Genomic DNA, 18,461 nt, shown 5'->3' with positions numbered 1-18,461 from the left:
TATAATGCAAGAATTCCTGTACTGATCGGATGAGTGAAGCTGAACATGTCTCATGTTGGCCGTTGTTCTCTTTTCCACCTCTCAGGTTTGTGCCAGTATGGTCTGTTGAGTTTTTTTCGGTCTGGTTGAGCGTTGTCGGGAGCGAGTGTGAGCAGCAAAGTTGAACAATTACGTCAGCAGTTAAATGAACGTATTCTGGTGCTGGACGGCGGTATGGGCACCATGATCCAGGGATATCGTCTGAGCGAAGAGGATTTCCGCGGCGAACGCTTTGCCGACTGGCCGTGCGATCTGAAAGGCAACAACGACCTGTTGGTGCTCAGCAAACCTGAGGTGATCGCCGCCATCCATAACGCCTATTTTGAGGCGGGCGCGGATATCATCGAAACCAACACCTTTAACTCCACGACGATCGCCATGGCGGATTACCAGATGGAATCCCTGTCGGCGGAAATCAACTTTGCAGCAGCCAAACTGGCGCGCGCAGCGGCAGACGAATGGACGGCACGCACACCGGAAAAGCCGCGTTATGTCGCGGGCGTGCTCGGCCCAACCAACCGTACGGCGTCTATCTCGCCTGACGTCAACGACCCGGCTTACCGCAATATTACCTTTGATCAGCTGGTGGCCGCCTACCGTGAATCCACCAAAGCGCTGGTGGAAGGTGGCAGCGACCTGATCCTGATTGAAACCGTCTTCGATACCCTGAACGCCAAAGCCGCTATTTTCGCGGTTAAAACCGAATTTGAAGCGCTGGGCGTTGAGTTGCCGATTATGCTCTCCGGCACCATCACCGATGCTTCCGGGCGTACGCTCTCCGGTCAGACAACCGAAGCGTTCTATAACTCACTGCGCCACGCCGATGCGCTGACCTTCGGTCTGAACTGCGCCTTAGGCCCGGACGAGTTGCGCCAGTACGTGCAGGAGCTGTCGCGCATTGCCGAATGCTACGTTACCGCGCACCCGAACGCCGGGTTGCCGAACGCCTTTGGCGAATACGATCTCGATGCCGACACTATGGCGGCGCAAATACGCGAGTGGGCGCAAGCGGGCTTCCTCAACGTGGTCGGCGGCTGCTGCGGCACCACGCCGGAACACATCGCCGCGATGAGCCGCGCAGTGGAAGGCTTGCCGCCGCGCCGCTTGCCGGAAATCCCGGTAGCCTGCCGTCTGTCTGGCCTTGAACCGTTGAATATTGGCGACGATAGCCTGTTTGTGAACGTCGGCGAGCGTACCAACGTCACCGGTTCGGCGAAATTTAAGAGACTGATCAAAGAAGAGAAATACAACGAAGCGCTGGATGTCGCCCGTCAGCAGGTGGAAAGTGGCGCACAGATTATCGATATCAACATGGATGAGGGGATGCTCGACGCCGAAGCGGCGATGGTGCGTTTTCTCAACCTTATCGCCGGTGAGCCGGATATCGCCCGCGTGCCGATTATGATCGACTCCTCGAAATGGGACGTCATCGAAAAAGGGCTGAAGTGCATTCAGGGTAAAGGCATCGTTAACTCCATCTCGATGAAAGAGGGGGTGGAGACCTTTATCCACCACGCGAAGTTGCTGCGACGCTACGGTGCCGCAGTGGTGGTGATGGCCTTTGACGAGCAGGGGCAGGCCGACACCCGTGCGCGTAAAATTGAGATTTGCCGGCGGGCGTACAACATTCTTACCGAAGAGGTAGGCTTCCCGCCGGAAGACATTATCTTCGACCCGAACATCTTTGCGGTCGCGACCGGGATTGATGAGCACAACAACTACGCCCAGGACTTTATCGGTGCCTGTGAAGACATCAAACGCGAACTACCGCACGCGCTGATCTCCGGCGGCGTCTCCAACGTGTCATTCTCCTTCCGTGGTAACGACCCGGTTCGTGAAGCCATTCACGCGGTATTCCTTTACTACGCCATTCGCAACGGCATGGACATGGGGATCGTCAACGCCGGACAACTGGCGATTTACGACGACCTGCCCGCCGAGCTGCGCGATGCGGTTGAAGATGTGATCCTCAACCGTCGTGACGATGGCACCGAGCGTCTGCTGGAGCTGGCTGAGAAATATCGCGGTAGCAAAACTGATGACACTGCCAATGCCCAGATGGCGGAATGGCGCAGTTGGGACGTGAAAAAGCGCCTCGAATATTCGCTGGTGAAAGGCATTACCGAATTTATTGAGCAGGATACTGAAGAAGCTCGCCAGCAGGCCGCGCGTCCGATCGAGGTGATTGAAGGGCCGCTGATGGACGGGATGAACGTGGTTGGCGATCTGTTTGGCGAGGGCAAAATGTTCCTGCCGCAGGTGGTGAAATCCGCCCGCGTGATGAAGCAGGCGGTGGCCTACCTCGAACCGTACATTGAGGCCAGCAAAGAGAAAGGCTCCAGCAACGGCAAGATGGTCATTGCTACCGTGAAAGGCGATGTGCACGATATCGGCAAAAACATCGTTGGTGTGGTGCTGCAATGTAACAACTACGAAATCGTCGATCTTGGCGTGATGGTGCCAGCGGAGAAAATCCTCAGAACGGCACGTGAAGTGAATGCCGATCTGATTGGTCTTTCCGGGCTGATTACCCCGTCGCTGGACGAAATGGTCAACGTGGCGAAAGAGATGGAGCGTCAGGGGTTCACTATTCCGTTGCTGATTGGCGGCGCGACCACCTCAAAAGCGCACACGGCGGTGAAAATAGAGCAGAACTACAGTGGTCCGACGGTTTATGTGCAGAACGCCTCGCGTACCGTTGGCGTAGTCGCCGCACTCCTCTCTGACACTCAGCGCGATGACTTTGTCGCCCGTACGCGTAAAGAGTACGAAACCGTGCGTATCCAGCATGCGCGTAAGAAACCGCGGACCCCACCAGTAACGTTACAGGCTGCCCGCGACAACGATCTGGCCTTCGACTGGGAAAACTACACGCCGCCGGTGGCGCACCGCCTCGGCGTACAGAGCGTTGAAGCCAGCATCGAAACGCTGCGCAACTACATCGACTGGACGCCGTTCTTTATGACCTGGTCGCTGGCCGGGAAATACCCGCGCATCCTCGAAGATGAGGTGGTGGGAGAAGAGGCGAAACGTCTGTTCAAAGACGCCAATGATATGCTGGATAAACTCAGCGCTGAGAAGACCCTGAATCCGCGCGGCGTGGTGGGCTTGTTCCCGGCTAACCGCGTGGGGGACGACATCGAGATTTACCGTGACGAGACGCGTACGCACGTCATCAACGTCAGTCATCACCTGCGCCAGCAGACGGAAAAAGTCGGTTTCGCCAACTACTGCCTGTCTGACTTTGTTGCGCCGAAACTGAGTGGCAAAGCGGATTACATCGGTGCTTTCGCAGTTACCGGCGGTCTGGAGGAAGATGCACTGGCGGACGCCTTCGAAGCCCAGCATGACGACTACAACAAGATCATGGTGAAAGCGATCGCCGACCGTCTGGCGGAAGCGTTCGCGGAATATCTGCACGAGCGCGTGCGTAAAGTCTACTGGGGCTATGCGGCAAATGAGAACCTCAGTAACGAGGAGCTGATCCGCGAAAACTACCAGGGAATTCGCCCGGCACCGGGCTATCCGGCTTGCCCGGAACACACCGAAAAGGCCACCATCTGGGAACTGCTGGATGTAGAAGCGCACACCGGGATGAAGCTCACCGAATCCTTCGCGATGTGGCCAGGTGCGTCGGTTTCCGGCTGGTATTTCAGTCATCCAGACAGCAAGTACTACGCCGTGGCGCAAATCCAGCGCGATCAGGTTGAAGATTACGCCTTCCGTAAAGGCATGAGCGTGGCGGAAGTCGAACGTTGGTTAGCGCCTAATCTGGGCTATGACGCTGACTGATTCACAAAACTGTCATCTTTATTTACAACAAACAGGGCACTCAATGAGTGCCTTGTCTCTTTATTACGTTTAAACCCTTATACTGAAAGAACGTTCATCGGTAGTGCTTGCCGGATGGCGGCGTAAACACCTTATCCGGCTACTGGCATATTTTTGTAGGCCTGATAAGCGTGGCGTCATCAGGTGTTATGTCATCGCTATGAGCCTCAGGAACATATAACGATAAGGAGAACCTGATTCCGTGCTAACTCTGTTACACCTGCTTTCTGCTGTCTCTATGCTGGTTTGGGGTACGCATATTGTGCGCACCGGCGTGATGCGCGTCTTCGGCGCCCGCTTGCGTACCGTACTCAGCCGTAGTGTTGAAAAGAAGCCGCTCGCCTTTTGTGCGGGTATCGGCGTGACGGCGCTGGTGCAAAGCAGCAACGCTACCACCATGCTGGTGACCTCGTTTGTCGCGCAGGACCTCGTCGCGCTCACCCCTGCGCTGGTGATTGTACTCGGCGCCGACGTCGGGACCGCGCTGATGGCGCGTATCCTGACCTTCGATCTCTCCTGGCTGTCGCCACTGCTGATTTTTATCGGCGTGATCTTCTTTCTCGGACGTAAGCAGTCCCGTGTGGGGCAACTGGGGCGGGTGGGTATTGGACTGGGGTTGATTTTACTGGCGCTGGAACTGATTGTGCAGGCGGTAACACCGATCACCCAGGCTAACGGCGTACAGGTTATTTTCGCCTCGCTCACCGGCGATATCATGCTGGATGCGCTGATTGGCGCCATGTTCGCGATTATCAGTTACTCCAGCCTTGCGGCGGTGCTGCTGACGGCAACGCTGACCGCGGCAGGCATTATCTCGTTCCCGGTGGCGTTGTGTCTGGTGATTGGCGCCAACCTCGGCTCTGGCCTGCTGGCGATGCTTAATAACAGCGCCGCTAACGCCGCCGCCCGCCGTGTGGCGCTCGGTAGCCTGCTGTTTAAGCTGGTGGGAAGCCTGATTATCCTGCCGTTTGTTCATCCGTTGGCAAATCTGATGGATGAACTGCCGCTGCCGAAATCTGAACTGGTTATTTACTTCCATGTCTTCTACAACCTGGTGCGCTGCGTGGCGATGGTGCCGTTCGCAGAACCGATGGCGCGTTTTTGTAAGCGCATCATCCGCGATGAGCCGGAGCTGGATGCGCATCTGAAGCCCAAGCATCTGGACGTCAGTGCGCTGGATACGCCGACGCTGGCCCTGGCCAATGCCGCTCGTGAAGCTCTGCGCATCGGCGACGCGATGGAGCAGATGATGGACGGGCTGAAGAAGGTGATGCATGGCGAGCCGCGTGAAGAGAAAGAGCTGCGCAGGATGGCGGACGACATTAACGTGCTATACACGGCAATCAAGCTTTATCTGGCGCGGATGCCAAAGGATGAACTGGCGGAAGAGGAATCACGCCGTTGGGCGGAGATTATCGAAATGTCGCTTAACCTCGAGCAGGCTTCCGATATTGTCGAACGTATGGGCAGTGAGATAGCGGATAAGTCGCTGGCTGCCCGTCGCGCATTCTCCGTGGAAGGATTGAAAGAGCTGGATGCGCTCTTCGATCAACTGCTCAGCAATCTGCAACTGGCGATGTCGGTGTTCTTCTCTGGTGACGTGACCAGCGCCCGTCGTCTGCGCCGTAGCAAGCACCGTTTCCGTATTCTCAACCGTCGTTATTCGCATGCGCACGTTGACCGTCTGCATCAGCAGAACGTGCAGAGCATCGAGACCAGCTCCTTGCACCTGGCGCTGCTGGGCGATATGCAGCGTCTGAACTCGCTGTTTTGTTCCGTGGCCTATAGCGTGCTGGAACAGCCGGATGAGGACGATGAGCGCGACGATTATTGAGTGAGGTGGACCGGTTGGCCGGATAAGGCATTTATGCCGTTATCCGGCAACGTCGGTTAGAAGCAGTGACCTGCTTCAAGGGCAACCGCGTCTTCACCCGCTTTAAAGACGTAAGTGGTGTTCGGACCGCCAAGAACCGCCTGGCCGTTACTCACCTTAATCCAGTTTCCTTCCGGCAAACCAATCACCGTCAGCTCTGGTGCCACAACCAGCAGCTCGCGAATACGCTGTTCACGCGTTTCGCCTTTGTGGCCTTCCGGAAGCGCATTGGTGAAATGTGGGTTAATCTGCAGCGGGAACAGACCCAGGGCATCAAAACCTTTTGGATCGACAATCGGCATGTCGTTGGTGGTGCGGATGGTCTGGCAGGCGAGGTTAGAACCTGCGCTCCAGCCGATGTACAGCGCACCGCGTTTGACGACATCCACAATCGGCGCCAGCAGTCCGCGCTCGCGGCTCTCTTTCAGTAACTGGAAGGTGTTACCCCCGCCGACAATCACCAGCTCTGCGTTTTCAATGGCAGCGATCGGATCGGCAACGGTATGAATGCCAGTAACGTTGACGCCCATTGGCGCAAAGATGGCTGCCGTTTTCGCCGTGTATTCATCCCAGGTTTGCGTCACGCCAGCGAACGGAATAAACACCGCCGTACGGCGACCATTCAGCTGCTCAGCAATCAGTGGTAGCGCATGTTCCATCCAGCCTTTGCCCGGCAGCGTCGAGTTACTCAATAAAAGCAGTTCCATCATTTCTCCATGTAATCAGAAAATTACAAACCGCGCTAATGCTACCACTATCAGCGTAACGCCTTACTGATATGGCTCACGATGTTGGAAGGGGGGAAAGCCGAACGGGTTAACCACAACCTCCTGTTGGAAAAGCCCGTTCAGACTTAACAACGATCAATCTATTGAAACAGCGTCCTTTTGCGTAGTGGCAAACGCCAGGCCTTCGTCCTCCCAGCCCTTAATACCACCAATCATTATTTTCACCGGTCGACCTAGCTGCGCCAACTTCAGCGCCGCGCGATCGGCCCCGTTACAGTGTGGGCCAGCGCAATAGACGACAAACAGTGTGTCCTGTGGCCATTTTTTCAAGGATTCCGTATTTATCAGTCGATGGGGAAGATGAATTGCGCCAGGGATATGACAACGGGAAAAACTCTCTGCACTCCCCACCACATGTAAAAGCACAAAATCTTTGTCGTCAGCAGCCATCGCGGAATGAACGTCAGAACAATCCGTCTCCATATTCAGACGTTGCTGGAAATGGGCGATAGCTTGTGCAGATGAAGCGGCTGGAATATCAGTTACGGTACTCATATTGTTGTTTTCTCTTGTGGTGAAATCAGCTGTTGTGTTACCTCTTATCTCATCAAAAAATTAACCTCGAAACACCCTCTGACCATGACAGATTCCGCCAGGATCATGACAACATCTTCTCGCCCGTTGGTCGTTGCACTCGCTTATGACGGGCTATGTACTTTCGAGTTTGGCGTCGCAGTGGAAGTTTTTGGGCTTCCGCGACCTGAACTGGGAGAGAGCTGGTATCGTTTTGCCGTGGCTTCGGTTGATCAAGGTGAATTAAGGGCAACTGGCGGGGTTCGTATCGTGGTGGACGGTGGATATGAATTGCTGCAGGAAGCGGACACTATTGTCATTCCTGGCTGGCGTGACGTGAGCTCACCGGTCCCGGAAGCATTATGCGATGCGCTTCGTGAAGCACATCAACGCGGTTGTCGAATCATCTCTATCTGTTCTGGTGTATTTGTTCTGGCTGCGGCAGGTTTGCTGGATGACCGTAAGGCGACGACGCACTGGCGTTACGTCAGTGAACTCCAGCGACGCTTTCCCGCCATCAACGTCGTGGAAGATGTCTTGTATGTCGGTGACCACGACGTGCTCACTTCGGCAGGTAGTGCGGCAGGGATTGATTTATGTTTGCATGTGGTGCGCACTGATTTTGGACTTGAGATTGCCAATAACGTGGCCCGTCGCCTGGTGCTGCAGCCCCACAGGGATGGCAGCCAGACTCAGCAGCAATTGCGTCCTGTTGCCCGCAGTCGGGAAAGCCAGCGTTTTGGTCTTTTGCTTGACTGGTTACATAACAATATCGCGCAGAAGCATACTCTTGACGCTCTGGCCAGCCAGGTCGGTATGAGTCCCCGAACGTTGATGCGGCGATTTCAGGAGTCAACGGGGCTTACTCCCGCACGTTGGCTGATGAATGAACGGCTAAACCGTGCGCAGCAGGCGCTCAATACATCCCATATCAGTATTGAGCAGATCGCGCAGCAAACCGGGTTCGGCAGCGCAAACTCTTTGCGTTACCACTTTCAAAAACGATTTGGTATCAGCCCGCAGGCATTACGTAATCAGATGCGATAGCACATTTTCACGCTCTGCTTTTTTATCCCCCGCAAGGTAGGGTATATTTCGCTGTCAAAGGAGAAATTATGCTGCCCGACTCATCCATCCGATTAAATAAATACATCAGTGAAAGCGGAATCTGCTCGCGCCGCGAGGCGGATCGCTTTATCGAACAAGGGAATGTCTTCCTGAATGGTAAACGCGCCACCATTGGCGATCAGGTGATGCCTGGCGACGTCGTAAAAGTGAATGGTCGGTTGATTGAGCCGCGTGAAGCGGAAGATCTGGTTTTTATCGCGCTGAACAAGCCGGTAGGGATTGTCAGCACCACTGAAGACAGCGAACGCGACAACATTGTTGATTTCGTTAACCACAGCAAGCGCGTGTTCCCAATCGGTCGTCTGGACAAAGATTCCCAGGGACTTATCTTTCTGACCAACCACGGCGACCTGGTGAATAAAATCCTGCGTGCAGGTAACGATCACGAAAAAGAGTATCTGGTGACGGTAGATAAGCCGGTCACTGATGACTTTATCCGTGGGATGAGTGCCGGTGTGCCAATCCTTGGCACCGTCACCAAGAAATGTAAGGTCAAGAAAGAAGCGCCGTTTGTGTTTCGCATCACGCTGATTCAGGGGCTGAACCGCCAGATCCGTCGTATGTGCGAGTACTTTGGCTATGAAGTTACTAAGCTTGAGCGTACACGTATCATGAACGTTGGTCTGTCCGGCCTGCCGCTGGGTGAATGGCGCGACCTGACGGATGACGAACTGATCGACCTGTTCAAGCTGATTGAGAACTCGTCCTCAGAAGCCAAACCGAAGGCGAAAGCGAAGCCAAAAACAGCAGGCATTAAGCGCCCGGTGGTGAAAATCGAAAAATCGGCTGAGAAAGAGAAATCGCGCCCGGCGGCAAACGGGAAGCGTTTTACCTCGCCGGGGCGTAAGAAGAAAGGGCGTTAACGTCTGCCGCGCGTTGGCGTATTCGCTGACCAGGAAAATGATGCTTCCGCATCCGGTTTATAAGCCTGCTTTTTCTTCAACTGGCGGGCTTTTTTAGCTTCTGCTTCGCGCAAGGCCATCAGTTTATCGATGTACTCTTTCTTGATGCTGTTGGTCTCAGCGTTGGTCAGCAGTCGACCATGCGCAATGCGCGCGCGGTCGAGCAGCGTTTTCAGTTCACGCTGTTCGCGCTCGGTCATCTCTTTTTGGGTAATGCGGGGGAGTGCCATAAGGGTGCCCTCTGTTAGCCGATATCCGCAGTGTACGGCAAAGTGCAGAGGCTGGGTAGGCCGGATAAGGTGTTAGCCGCTATCCGGCCTGCCGCCGTCAATTAGCGGCGTTCTTTTTCTTTAATCGGTTTACCGGACCAGTAACCTGCCAGCAGCGAACCGGAAAGGTTATGCCAGACCGAGAACAACGCGCCGGGCAGCGCCGCAAGCGGGCCAAAGTAGATTTTGCCCAGCGCAGCGGCAAGGCCTGAATTCTGCATGCCCACTTCAATAGCCAACGTACGACAGGTTGACTCGTCGAAACCAAACAGTTTTCCGCCCCAGTAGCCGCCGAGCAAGCCAATGGTGTTATGCAGGATCACGGCGATAATCACCACAAAGCCGACAGACGCAATGTGCGAGGCGGAACCCGCCACAACGGCGCTGATGATCGCCAGGATGCACACCATAGAAAACGCCGGTAGATACGGTTCCACGGCTTTTACGACGCGTGGGAACAGATGGTGAATGACCAGCCCCAAAGCAATCGGAATGACCACGATCTGCAGAATACTCAGCAGCATACCCATCACATCCACCTGGATATGCGCGTCGACATACAGCCGTGTCAGCAGCGGCGTGGCGACAACGCCGACCAGCGTTGAAACCGATGAAATAGTCACGGAGAGCGCCACATCACCTTTTGCCAGATAGATCATGACGTTCGATGCCGTTCCGCTGGCGACGCTACCGACCAGCACCATCCCTGCCGACAGTTCCGGCGGCATATTAAATGCCAGCGCCAAAATCCATGCGGCGAGCGGCATCACCAGATAGTGCAGGAAAATACCCGCCGCGACAGGTGCGGGGCGTGAAAGTACGCGTTTAAAGTCGTCCACCTTCAGGTGAACGCCCATGCCGAACATGATCAGCATCAGCAACGACGGCACGAATGGCCCGGCAGGCGTAAAGGTGGAGGGCGTGTAATACGCAATAACAGAGAGCAGCAGCGCCCATAACGGGAACAGCCGCGTGAGAGTAGCGAGCATGTTATCTTCCTTGCGATTGAAATGTGTTGTGTTGTTATAAAAAAGCCGGGTTCGAGCCCGGCTATAGTTATTGTTTATCGCGTGATGAAATATTATTCAAACAAATTATGGTGCAGCTTCTGTACCACCTGTTCGGCTTCGCTACCGGGCACCAGGAAGCACAGGTTATGGCTGGACGCGCCGTAGCAAATCATGCGGATGTTGAACGGCTCCAGTACACCAAACACCTCTTTACCCACCCCGCAGGCTTTGGACAGGTCGTTGCCAATCAACGCCACCAGCGCCAGGCCTTCTTCGACTTCAACCCGGCACAGGGCAGACAGTTCCATCAGCAGAGACTGCGTTAACAGCGTATCGCCGGTGGAGGTTGAACCGGTGGTATCCAGCGTCAGCGCTACGCTGACTTCAGATGTGGTAATTAAATCTACCGAGATATTGTGGCGTGCAAGGATGCCGAACACTTCTGCTAAAAAGCCGCGAGAGTGCAGCATATTCAGGCTATGCAGCGTCAGCAGCGTCTGCTTACGGCGTAGCGCCAGCGCACGGAACAGCGGTGGATTCGCGGTTTTATTACAGACCAGCGTACCGCCTGCTTTTGGATCCTTGCTGGAGCCAACAAATACCGGGATATCGCTACGTACGGCCGGCAACAGGGTTGCCGGGTGCAGCACTTTCGCGCCAAAGGTCGCCATTTCCGCGGCCTCTTCAAAGGCGATTTCATCAATACGCTGCGCAGCAGGAACAACGCGCGGATCGGTAGTGTAAATGCCAGGAACATCGGTCCAGATATCGACGCGCGTTGCGTGCAGCGCTTCGGCCAGCAGGGCGGCTGTATAATCGCTACCGCCGCGCCCCAACGTGGTGGTGCGGCCTTTGCCTTCGCTGCCGATAAAACCCTGAGTGATTACCAGACCTTCGCTCAGACGCGGGGCCAACTGGAGCGTTGCCAGTTCAGCCAGCGCCGCGACGTCGGGTTCTGCGCGACCAAAACGATCGTTGGTGCGCATCACTTTACGCACGTCAAACCACTGCGCTTGCACGTTGCGTTCACGCAGGATCTCGACGAACAACAGGGTAGACATCAGTTCACCGTGGCTGACCAGTTCGTCGGTCAGGGCGGTTGAGGTCGCCAGTGACGCCGCTTCTGCCAGCGTGGTGATGTTTTCCAGCAGACGTTCAATCTCTTCACGAATTACGTTTGGATAACGCAGGCGTTCCAGAATATTGAACTGAATTTGACGAATGGCGTCGAGTTTTTCGAAGCGCTCGGTTGGCTCCAGCCCTTCAGCCAGTGCGACCAGCAGGTTGGTAATTCCAGCGGAAGCGGAAAGTACCACTACACGGACGTTAGCATCAGAAAGTACCACATCAGCGCTGCGATTCATGGCATCAAAATCCGCCACGCTGGTACCGCCAAACTTGGAGACAACTACATCAGTCATAACTACCTCGTGTCAGGGAATGAATAGAGCGACCATGGCACATAAGGCAGAACGAAAACCGGTGCAGGCGCAAATGCAAATACCGTATTTATAAATAAAATGTGTAGCTTGCACTGTCAACGCTGGGATTATGCGGATTTTTCATGCTGCGTTTCCGTTCAGTAACAGCGCTTATAACATCTATACTTTTTACCTTGGTTCGATGGATACAAGGGCGATGGCATTAAAACAATCACACTTTTCTGTGACTGGCGTTACAATCGATCTCAGTCACAATTCTCAAAATCAGAAGAGTATTGCTAATGAAAAACATCAATCCAACGCAGACCTCAGCCTGGCAGGCACTACAAAAACACTTTGAAGAGATGAAAGACGTTACTATCGCGGATCTGTTCGCGAAAGATAGCGATCGTTTCGCTAAATTTTCCGCGACGTTTGACGATCTGATGCTGGTGGATTTCTCCAAAAACCGCATCACTGAAGAGACGCTGGCTAAACTGCAGGATCTGGCGAAAGAGACCGATTTGGCAGGCGCCATCAAGTCCATGTTCTCCGGTGAGAAAATTAACCGCACTGAAGACCGTGCCGTGCTGCACGTGGCGTTGCGCAACCGTAGCAACACTCCAATCATCGTTGACGGCAAAGATGTGATGCCGGAAGTGAACGCGGTGCTTGAGAAGATGAAATCCTTCTCTGAAGCGATTATCTCCGGAAGCTGGAAAGGCTATACCGGTAAAGCCATTACTGATGTCGTGAACATCGGTATCGGCGGTTCAGACCTCGGCCCGTTCATGGTGACCGAAGCGCTGCGCCCGTACAAAAATCACCTGAACATGCACTTTGTGTCTAACGTCGATGGTACGCACATTGCCGAAGTGCTGAAGAAAGTGAATCCGGAGACTACGCTGTTCCTGGTCGCTTCCAAAACCTTCACCACTCAGGAAACCATGACTAACGCCCACAGCGCGCGCGACTGGTTCCTGGCGACCGCTGGCGACAACAAGCACGTTGCCAAGCACTTCGCAGCGCTCTCCACTAACGGTAAAGCGGTTGGCGAGTTCGGTATTGATACCGCCAATATGTTCGAGTTCTGGGACTGGGTTGGCGGTCGTTACTCCCTGTGGTCTGCAATCGGTCTGTCCATCATCCTTTCTGTGGGCTTCGACAACTTTGTTGAGCTGCTTTCTGGCGCGCACGCCATGGACAAACACTTCTCCACCACTCCGGCGGAGAAAAACTTGCCGGTGCTGCTGGCGCTGATCGGTATCTGGTACAACAATTTCTTCGGTGCTGAAACCGAAGCGATTCTGCCGTACGACCAGTATATGCACCGTTTCGCGGCCTACTTCCAGCAGGGCAATATGGAATCCAACGGTAAATACGTTGACCGTAACGGCAATGCGGTGGATTACCAGACTGGCCCAATCATCTGGGGTGAGCCGGGTACTAACGGTCAGCATGCGTTCTACCAGCTGATTCACCAGGGTACCAAAATGGTTCCGTGCGATTTCATCGCTCCGGCAATCACCCACAACCCGCTGTCGGATCACCATCCGAAACTGCTGTCTAACTTCTTCGCTCAGACCGAAGCGCTGGCTTTTGGTAAATCTCGTGAAGTGGTTGAGCAGGAATACCGCGACCAGGGTAAAGATCCGGCAACGCTTGACCACGTTGTGCCGTTCAAAGTGTTCGAAGGTAACCGTCCAACTAACTCCATCCTGCTGCGCGAAATCACACCGTTCAGCCTGGGTGCGCTGATTGCGCTGTACGAGCACAAAATCTTCACTCAGGGCGCGATCCTGAATATCTTCACCTTTGACCAGTGGGGCGTTGAGCTGGGCAAACAGCTGGCGAATCGCATTCTGCCAGAGCTGAATGATGATAAAGAAATCACCAGCCATGATTGCTCAACTAACGGTTTGATTAACCGTTATAAGTCCTGGCGTTAATCTGCTTCTTCCTTCGAGCCGCAGCGCTGTTGGCTGCGTTCGTTAACCCCGGTCACATAGCTATCTATGCTCCCGGGGATTAACGATCTTGCCGCCTTGTTGCAATTCGAATGAATTTGCAGATTACTTATAAAAAAAGCCGATATTAATATCGGCTTTTTTTATAATCTGGCTCCCGAATATCTACGCTTTTGCTTTACACCTTTATTGAGCTTAATCCTAAAATAATTCATTCAACGTTATCGTGTTTCTGGTTTTTTCAGAATTACCGGATGTTGTGTTTTTGTTTTTATATTTTAACTTAATGATTGTATTGATTTAATTATCTGCCGTTAATCATTTTATTTCTTGCTATCTAATTATCCTAAATTCCCGCCTGGCGTAATTTGCGCACTTTGGCTTGTGTATACTCGATCTCGCCCGAAATTCTTTTGGGTAAATCTCCATTCATACAATGAAGGGAATTTGTGATGAAAAAAGTTCTGTATGGCCTTTGGGCTATATCTGCGCTTGCGGCGACTTCTGTCTATGCTGCCCCCATTCAGGTGGGTGAGGCTGCAGGGTCGGCTGCCGCGTCGGTTTCGGCAGGAAGTTCCTCCGCAACCAGCGTGAGCACCGTAAGTTCTGCGGTGGGGGTTGCCCTTGCGGCAACCGGTGGCGGCGATGGTTCTAACACCGGAACCACAACCACCACAACCACCAGTACCCAGTAATACCGGTACGTTTAATTCTAACCACACTTCGGTGTGGTTATTTTGCCGCTGCGGAGAAATGTCGTGAAGCGACCAGCGCTGATAATGGTTTGCCTGTTATTACAGGCGTGCTCAGCCACCACCGAAGGGCTGGGTCATTCGCTATGGGATAGCGTGTTTGGTACTCCCGGCGTACAGATGACGGACGATGAAATCAAAAACATGCCTTACGCCAGCCAGTACATGCAGCTCAACGGCGGCCCACAACTGTTTGTGGTACTCGCGTTCGTGGAAAACGGACAGCAGAAATGGGTGACTCAGGATCGGGCCATTCTCGTCACGCAGTCTGGGCGCATGGTGAAAACGCATCTCGGCGGGGATAACCTGATCGAGGTGAATAATCTCGCGGCAGATCCGCTCATCAAACCAAACCAGATAGTTGATGGGGCAACATGGACCCGCACGATGGGCTGGACCGAACATCAGCAGGTGCGCTATGCCACCGCCCACTCGGTTTTCGAATGGGATGGCACTGACACCATTAAGGTTGGTAGCGAAGATACGCCAGTACGGATCCTTGACGAAGAAGTCATCACCGATCAAACGCGCTGGCATAACCGCTACTGGATCGACAGCGAAGGGCTGATTCGCCAATCGGAACAGTATCTTGGCGCACGTTACTTCCCGGTGAAAACCACGCTGATTAAGGCGGCAAAATCATGATGAAACGAGCCGTTGTGGCGCTGCTATTGAGCCTGAGCGCAGCGTCAGTTTTTGCTGCGGGTAGCGTTAAGGTCTTTACCTCCGCCAGCGAAGAGCCAAAAACGTTGACCGGGGCCGAACATCTGCTCGACCTGGTTGGGCAGCCGCGGTTGAGTAATAGCTGGTGGCCAGGAGCGGTTATCAGCGAAGAGCGGGCAACGACGGAAGCAGAGCGTCAGCAGCAGGCATTACTGGCTCGTCTGGCGATGCTCAGCGCTGAAGAAAGCGGTGACGATGCCGCGGCTATCAACGCATTGCGCCAGCAAATTCAGGCGCTGAAGGTGACCGGCAGACAGAAGATTAATCTCGACCCGGATGTTGTGCGCGTCAGTGAGCGAGGCAACCCGCCGTTGCAGGGCAATTACACGCTGTGGGTCGGACCGCAGCCAACGGATATAACGCTGTTTGGCCTGCTAAGTCATCCGGGTAAACAACCGTTTATGCCCGGGCGCGATATCGCCAGCTATCTCGATGGGCAACGTCGGCTCAGCGGCGCAGATCGTAGCTACGCCTGGGTCATCTATCCCGACGGACGCACGCAAAAAGTCCCGGTCGCCTACTGGAACAAACGTCACGTTGAGCCGATGCCCGGCAGCATCATTTTTGTCGGACTCTCTGATGCCGTCTGGCGCAGCACCCCGGATGAAATCAATGCCGACATTCTTCGCACCCTGACTCAGCGGATACCCGAATAATGAGAAAAACTTATCTGCTCAGCTTACTGGCGCTGGGCGTAAGCGTTGCCTGCCATGGTGAAACCTGGCCCGCGCCCATTGGACCTTCCCAGTCCGATTTTGGCGGCGTGGGACTGCTGCAAACCCCAACCGCACGCATGGCGCGTGAAGGCGAAATGAGCCTTAACTACCGCGATAACGATCAATACCGTTACTACTCTGCGTCGGTACAACTCTTCCCCTGGCTGGAAACCACCCTGCGCTATACCGATGTGCGTACCAAAAAATACAGCGGCGTGGAGTCGTTTTCTGGCGATCAGACTTATAAAGATAAGGCTTTTGATCTCAAACTTCGCCTGTGGGAAGAGAGCTACTGGATGCCGCAGGTGGTGGTTGGCGCGCGGGATATCGGCGGAACCGGCCTGTTTGATGCGGAGTATGTGGTGGCGAACAAAGCCTGGGGCCCGTTTGATTTCTCTCTCGGCCTTGGCTGGGGATATCTCGGGACCAGCGGCAACGTTAGCAATCCGTTTTGCTCATACAGTGATAAATTCTGCCATCGCGATAACAGCTACAAGCAGGCCGGTTCTATTGACGGTAGCCAGATGTTCCACGGCCCGGCGTCGCTGTTTGGCGGCGTAGAGTATCAGACTCCCTGGCAGCCGCTGCGCCTGAAACTGGAGTATGAAGGTAATAATTACCAGCAGGATTTTGCCGGCAAGTTGGATCAGAAGAGCAAGTTTAACGTCGGCGCTATTTATCGCGTCACCGATTGGGCCGACGTTAACCTCAGCTATGAGCGCGGGAACACCTTGATGTTTGGGGTCACGCTGCGGACTAACTTTAACGATCTGCGACCAAACTATAACGACAATACCCGCCCGAAATATCAACCACAGCCGCAGGATGCCATCCTGCAACATTCGGTGGTGGCGAATCAGTTAACGCTGCTGAAATATAACGCCGGGCTGGCGGATCCTAAAATTCAGGTGCAGGGCGATACGCTGTATGTAACGGGTGAACAGGTGAAATACCGTGATTCGCGCGAAGGGAGCGAGCGTGCTAACCGGATCGTGATGAACGATCTTCCCGATGGGATCCGCACGATCCGCATTACGGAAAACCGCCTTAACTTGCCGCAGGTGACGACCGAAACGGAGGTTTCCAGCCTCAAGCGCCATCTGGAAGGCGAGCCGTTGGGCCATGAAACTCAACTGGCACAAAAACGCGTCGAGCCCGAGGTACCGAAAACGACCGAGCAGGGCTGGTATATTGATAAGTCACGCTTCAATTTCCACATCGATCCGGTGCTAAATCAGTCGGTGGGCGGCCCGGAAAACTTCTATATGTATCAGTTGGGCGTGATGGGAACGGCGGATTTGTGGGTTACCGATCATCTGCTGACCACCGGGAGTTTGTTCGCCAACCTCGCCAATAACTATGACAAGTTTAACTACACCAACCCGCCGCAGGATTCGCATTTACCACGCGTGCGTACCCATGTGCGTGAGTATGTGCAAAACGATGTCTACGTGAATAACCTGCAGGCCAACTACTTCCAGTCACTCGGAAACGGGTTCTACGGACAGGTTTACGGTGGCTACCTGGAAACTATGTACGGCGGAGCGGGGGCAGAAGTGCTGTATCGCCCGCTGGACAGCAACTGGGCGTTTGGTGTTGACGCCAACTACGTGAAACAGCGTGACTGGCGCAGCGCGCAGGACATGATGAAGTTCACCGACTACAGCGTGAAGACCGGGCATTTGACGGCTTACTGGAATCCTTCGTTCGCCCAGGATGTACTGGTGAAAGCCAGCGTGGGGCAGTATCTGGCGGGGGATAAGGGCGGAACGCTGGAAGTGGCGAAACGCTTTGACAGCGGCGTAGTGGTGGGCGGCTATGCGACCATCACCGACGCCTCGCCGGATGAATACGGAGAGGGTGATTTTACCAAAGGGGTGTACGTTTCTGTGCCGCTGGATCTGTTCTCGTCAGGCCCAACCCGCAGCCGTGCGGCGATTGGCTGGACGCCGTTAACACGCGATGGCGGCCAGCAGCTTGGACGTAAGTTTGGTCTGTACGACATGACCAGCGACAGGAGTGAAAACTTCCGCTGATAGATGGCCGGATGGGACCTGCGCTTATCCGGCTCTATAAACGACGTAATAATTTTGCCGGATTTCCCGCATACACGCCTTTCTCGGTGATCGATTTGGTCACCACGCTTCCCGCGCCGACGACCGCGCCATCGCAGATAGTGACCGCCAGAATGGTCGCTCCGCTGCCGATCGAGACATCGTCGCCAATCGTAATACGTCCCCAACTGTTGCGGTCGGCATTGGGTTTTCCTTCGCGAAACATATCGTTGGCGAACATCACGCCGTGACCGATAAAACAGCGGGCGCCGAGGGTGACATATTCGCAGATGAAAGTGTGCGACTGAATTTTGCTGTCTGCGCCAATCTGCGTATTACTCTGGATTTCAACAAATGGTCCGACAAAAACGTTGTCCCCTAATGTGCAGTCGTAGAGATTTGCGGGTTCATAGATCACCACGTTCTCACCGCAGGTAACGTTGCGAACAGCGGATTGTCTGAGCTGCATAATTCA

General features: G+C 54.3%; 15 protein-coding genes. 9 read left to right on the top strand and 6 right to left on the bottom strand.

The window, feature by feature from the left end:
• Positions 1-147: 147 nt before the first annotated feature.
• Both metH and HV243_RS23130 read left to right on the top strand, forming a co-directional pair.
• A complete protein-coding gene (gene metH, locus HV243_RS23135) occupies positions 148-3,831 on the top strand; it encodes a methionine synthase (RefSeq protein WP_047357747.1) in 3,684 nt (1,227 codons plus the stop codon).
• A 241-nt stretch (positions 3,832-4,072) separates the two neighbouring features.
• Positions 4,073-5,704, top strand: a complete 1,632-nt coding sequence (locus tag HV243_RS23130; RefSeq protein ID WP_016155327.1) for a Na/Pi cotransporter family protein — start codon at positions 4,073-4,075, stop codon at positions 5,702-5,704.
• A gap of 56 nt (positions 5,705-5,760) precedes the next feature.
• Here HV243_RS23130 and pepE read toward each other — a convergent pair whose 3' ends face one another.
• Positions 5,761-6,450, bottom strand: coding sequence for a dipeptidase PepE (gene pepE, locus HV243_RS23125; RefSeq protein ID WP_016155430.1), 690 nt, complete (start codon positions 6,448-6,450; stop codon positions 5,761-5,763).
• A 156-nt stretch (positions 6,451-6,606) separates the two neighbouring features.
• Complete coding sequence (locus tag HV243_RS23120; protein WP_019077882.1) at positions 6,607-7,026, bottom strand: rhodanese-like domain-containing protein; 420 nt, start codon at positions 7,024-7,026, stop codon at positions 6,607-6,609.
• Between the two features lie 84 nt (positions 7,027-7,110).
• Between HV243_RS23120 and ftrA the strand changes: the two genes are divergently transcribed.
• Entirely contained in the window at positions 7,111-8,091 is a 981-nt protein-coding gene (gene ftrA, locus HV243_RS23115; protein ID WP_029139686.1) for a transcriptional regulator FtrA, read from the top strand.
• Positions 8,092-8,159: 68 nt separating this feature from the next.
• Positions 8,160-9,035, top strand: coding sequence for a 23S rRNA pseudouridine(2604) synthase RluF (gene rluF, locus HV243_RS23110; protein ID WP_053389651.1), 876 nt, complete (start codon positions 8,160-8,162; stop codon positions 9,033-9,035).
• On the opposite strand, the gene HV243_RS23105 is transcribed toward rluF, so the two are convergent.
• From HV243_RS23105 to lysC, 3 genes are all read right to left on the bottom strand, one after another.
• Positions 9,032-9,304 (bottom strand): DUF3811 domain-containing protein, encoded by a 273-nt coding sequence (locus HV243_RS23105; RefSeq protein ID WP_003826541.1) that lies wholly within the window; start codon positions 9,302-9,304, stop codon positions 9,032-9,034. The genes rluF and HV243_RS23105 overlap by 4 nt on opposite strands.
• 101 nt (positions 9,305-9,405) lie before the next feature.
• Positions 9,406-10,332, bottom strand: coding sequence for a ketopantoate/pantoate/pantothenate transporter PanS (gene panS, locus HV243_RS23100; protein WP_053389650.1), 927 nt, complete (start codon positions 10,330-10,332; stop codon positions 9,406-9,408).
• A gap of 92 nt (positions 10,333-10,424) precedes the next feature.
• The gene (gene lysC / locus HV243_RS23095; protein WP_016155333.1) at positions 10,425-11,774 is read right to left on the bottom strand and encodes a lysine-sensitive aspartokinase 3; all 1,350 of its coding nucleotides are present in this window, start codon (positions 11,772-11,774) and stop codon (positions 10,425-10,427) included.
• A 302-nt stretch (positions 11,775-12,076) separates the two neighbouring features.
• On the opposite strand from lysC, the gene pgi reads away from it, so the two are divergent.
• The 5 genes from pgi (at position 12,077) to HV243_RS23070 (ending at position 17,968) form a co-directional block, all read left to right on the top strand.
• Positions 12,077-13,723: a glucose-6-phosphate isomerase gene (gene pgi, locus HV243_RS23090; protein ID WP_016155434.1), complete on the top strand. Its 1,647-nt coding sequence runs from the start codon at positions 12,077-12,079 to the stop codon at positions 13,721-13,723.
• A 470-nt stretch (positions 13,724-14,193) separates the two neighbouring features.
• Complete coding sequence (gene yjbE, locus HV243_RS23085) at positions 14,194-14,436, top strand: exopolysaccharide production protein YjbE (protein WP_053389648.1); 243 nt, start codon at positions 14,194-14,196, stop codon at positions 14,434-14,436.
• 63 nt (positions 14,437-14,499) lie between these two features.
• Positions 14,500-15,138, top strand: coding sequence for a YjbF family lipoprotein (locus HV243_RS23080; protein ID WP_053389647.1), 639 nt, complete (start codon positions 14,500-14,502; stop codon positions 15,136-15,138).
• Positions 15,135-15,872: a capsule biosynthesis GfcC family protein gene (locus tag HV243_RS23075; protein WP_046275309.1), complete on the top strand. Its 738-nt coding sequence runs from the start codon at positions 15,135-15,137 to the stop codon at positions 15,870-15,872. The genes HV243_RS23080 and HV243_RS23075 overlap by 4 nt, the downstream gene beginning before the upstream one ends.
• Positions 15,872-17,968, top strand: coding sequence for a YjbH domain-containing protein (locus HV243_RS23070; RefSeq protein ID WP_053389646.1), 2,097 nt, complete (start codon positions 15,872-15,874; stop codon positions 17,966-17,968). Before HV243_RS23075 ends, HV243_RS23070 begins: the two co-directional genes overlap by 1 nt.
• 34 nt (positions 17,969-18,002) lie before the next feature.
• Here HV243_RS23070 and HV243_RS23065 read toward each other — a convergent pair whose 3' ends face one another.
• Positions 18,003-18,458 carry an acyltransferase gene (locus HV243_RS23065; protein WP_165500024.1) on the bottom strand — a complete coding sequence of 152 codons (456 nt, stop codon included), beginning with the start codon at positions 18,456-18,458 and terminating at the stop codon, positions 18,003-18,005.
• Between the last annotated feature and the right edge of the window lie 3 nt (positions 18,459-18,461).

The sequence above is a fragment of the Citrobacter sp. RHBSTW-00599 genome, from assembly GCF_013784065.1.
Lineage (GTDB): Bacteria > Pseudomonadota > Gammaproteobacteria > Enterobacterales > Enterobacteriaceae > Citrobacter > Citrobacter braakii.
Note: the sequence above shows the minus strand (reverse complement) of the source record. Positions and strands in the feature narration are given on the sequence as shown.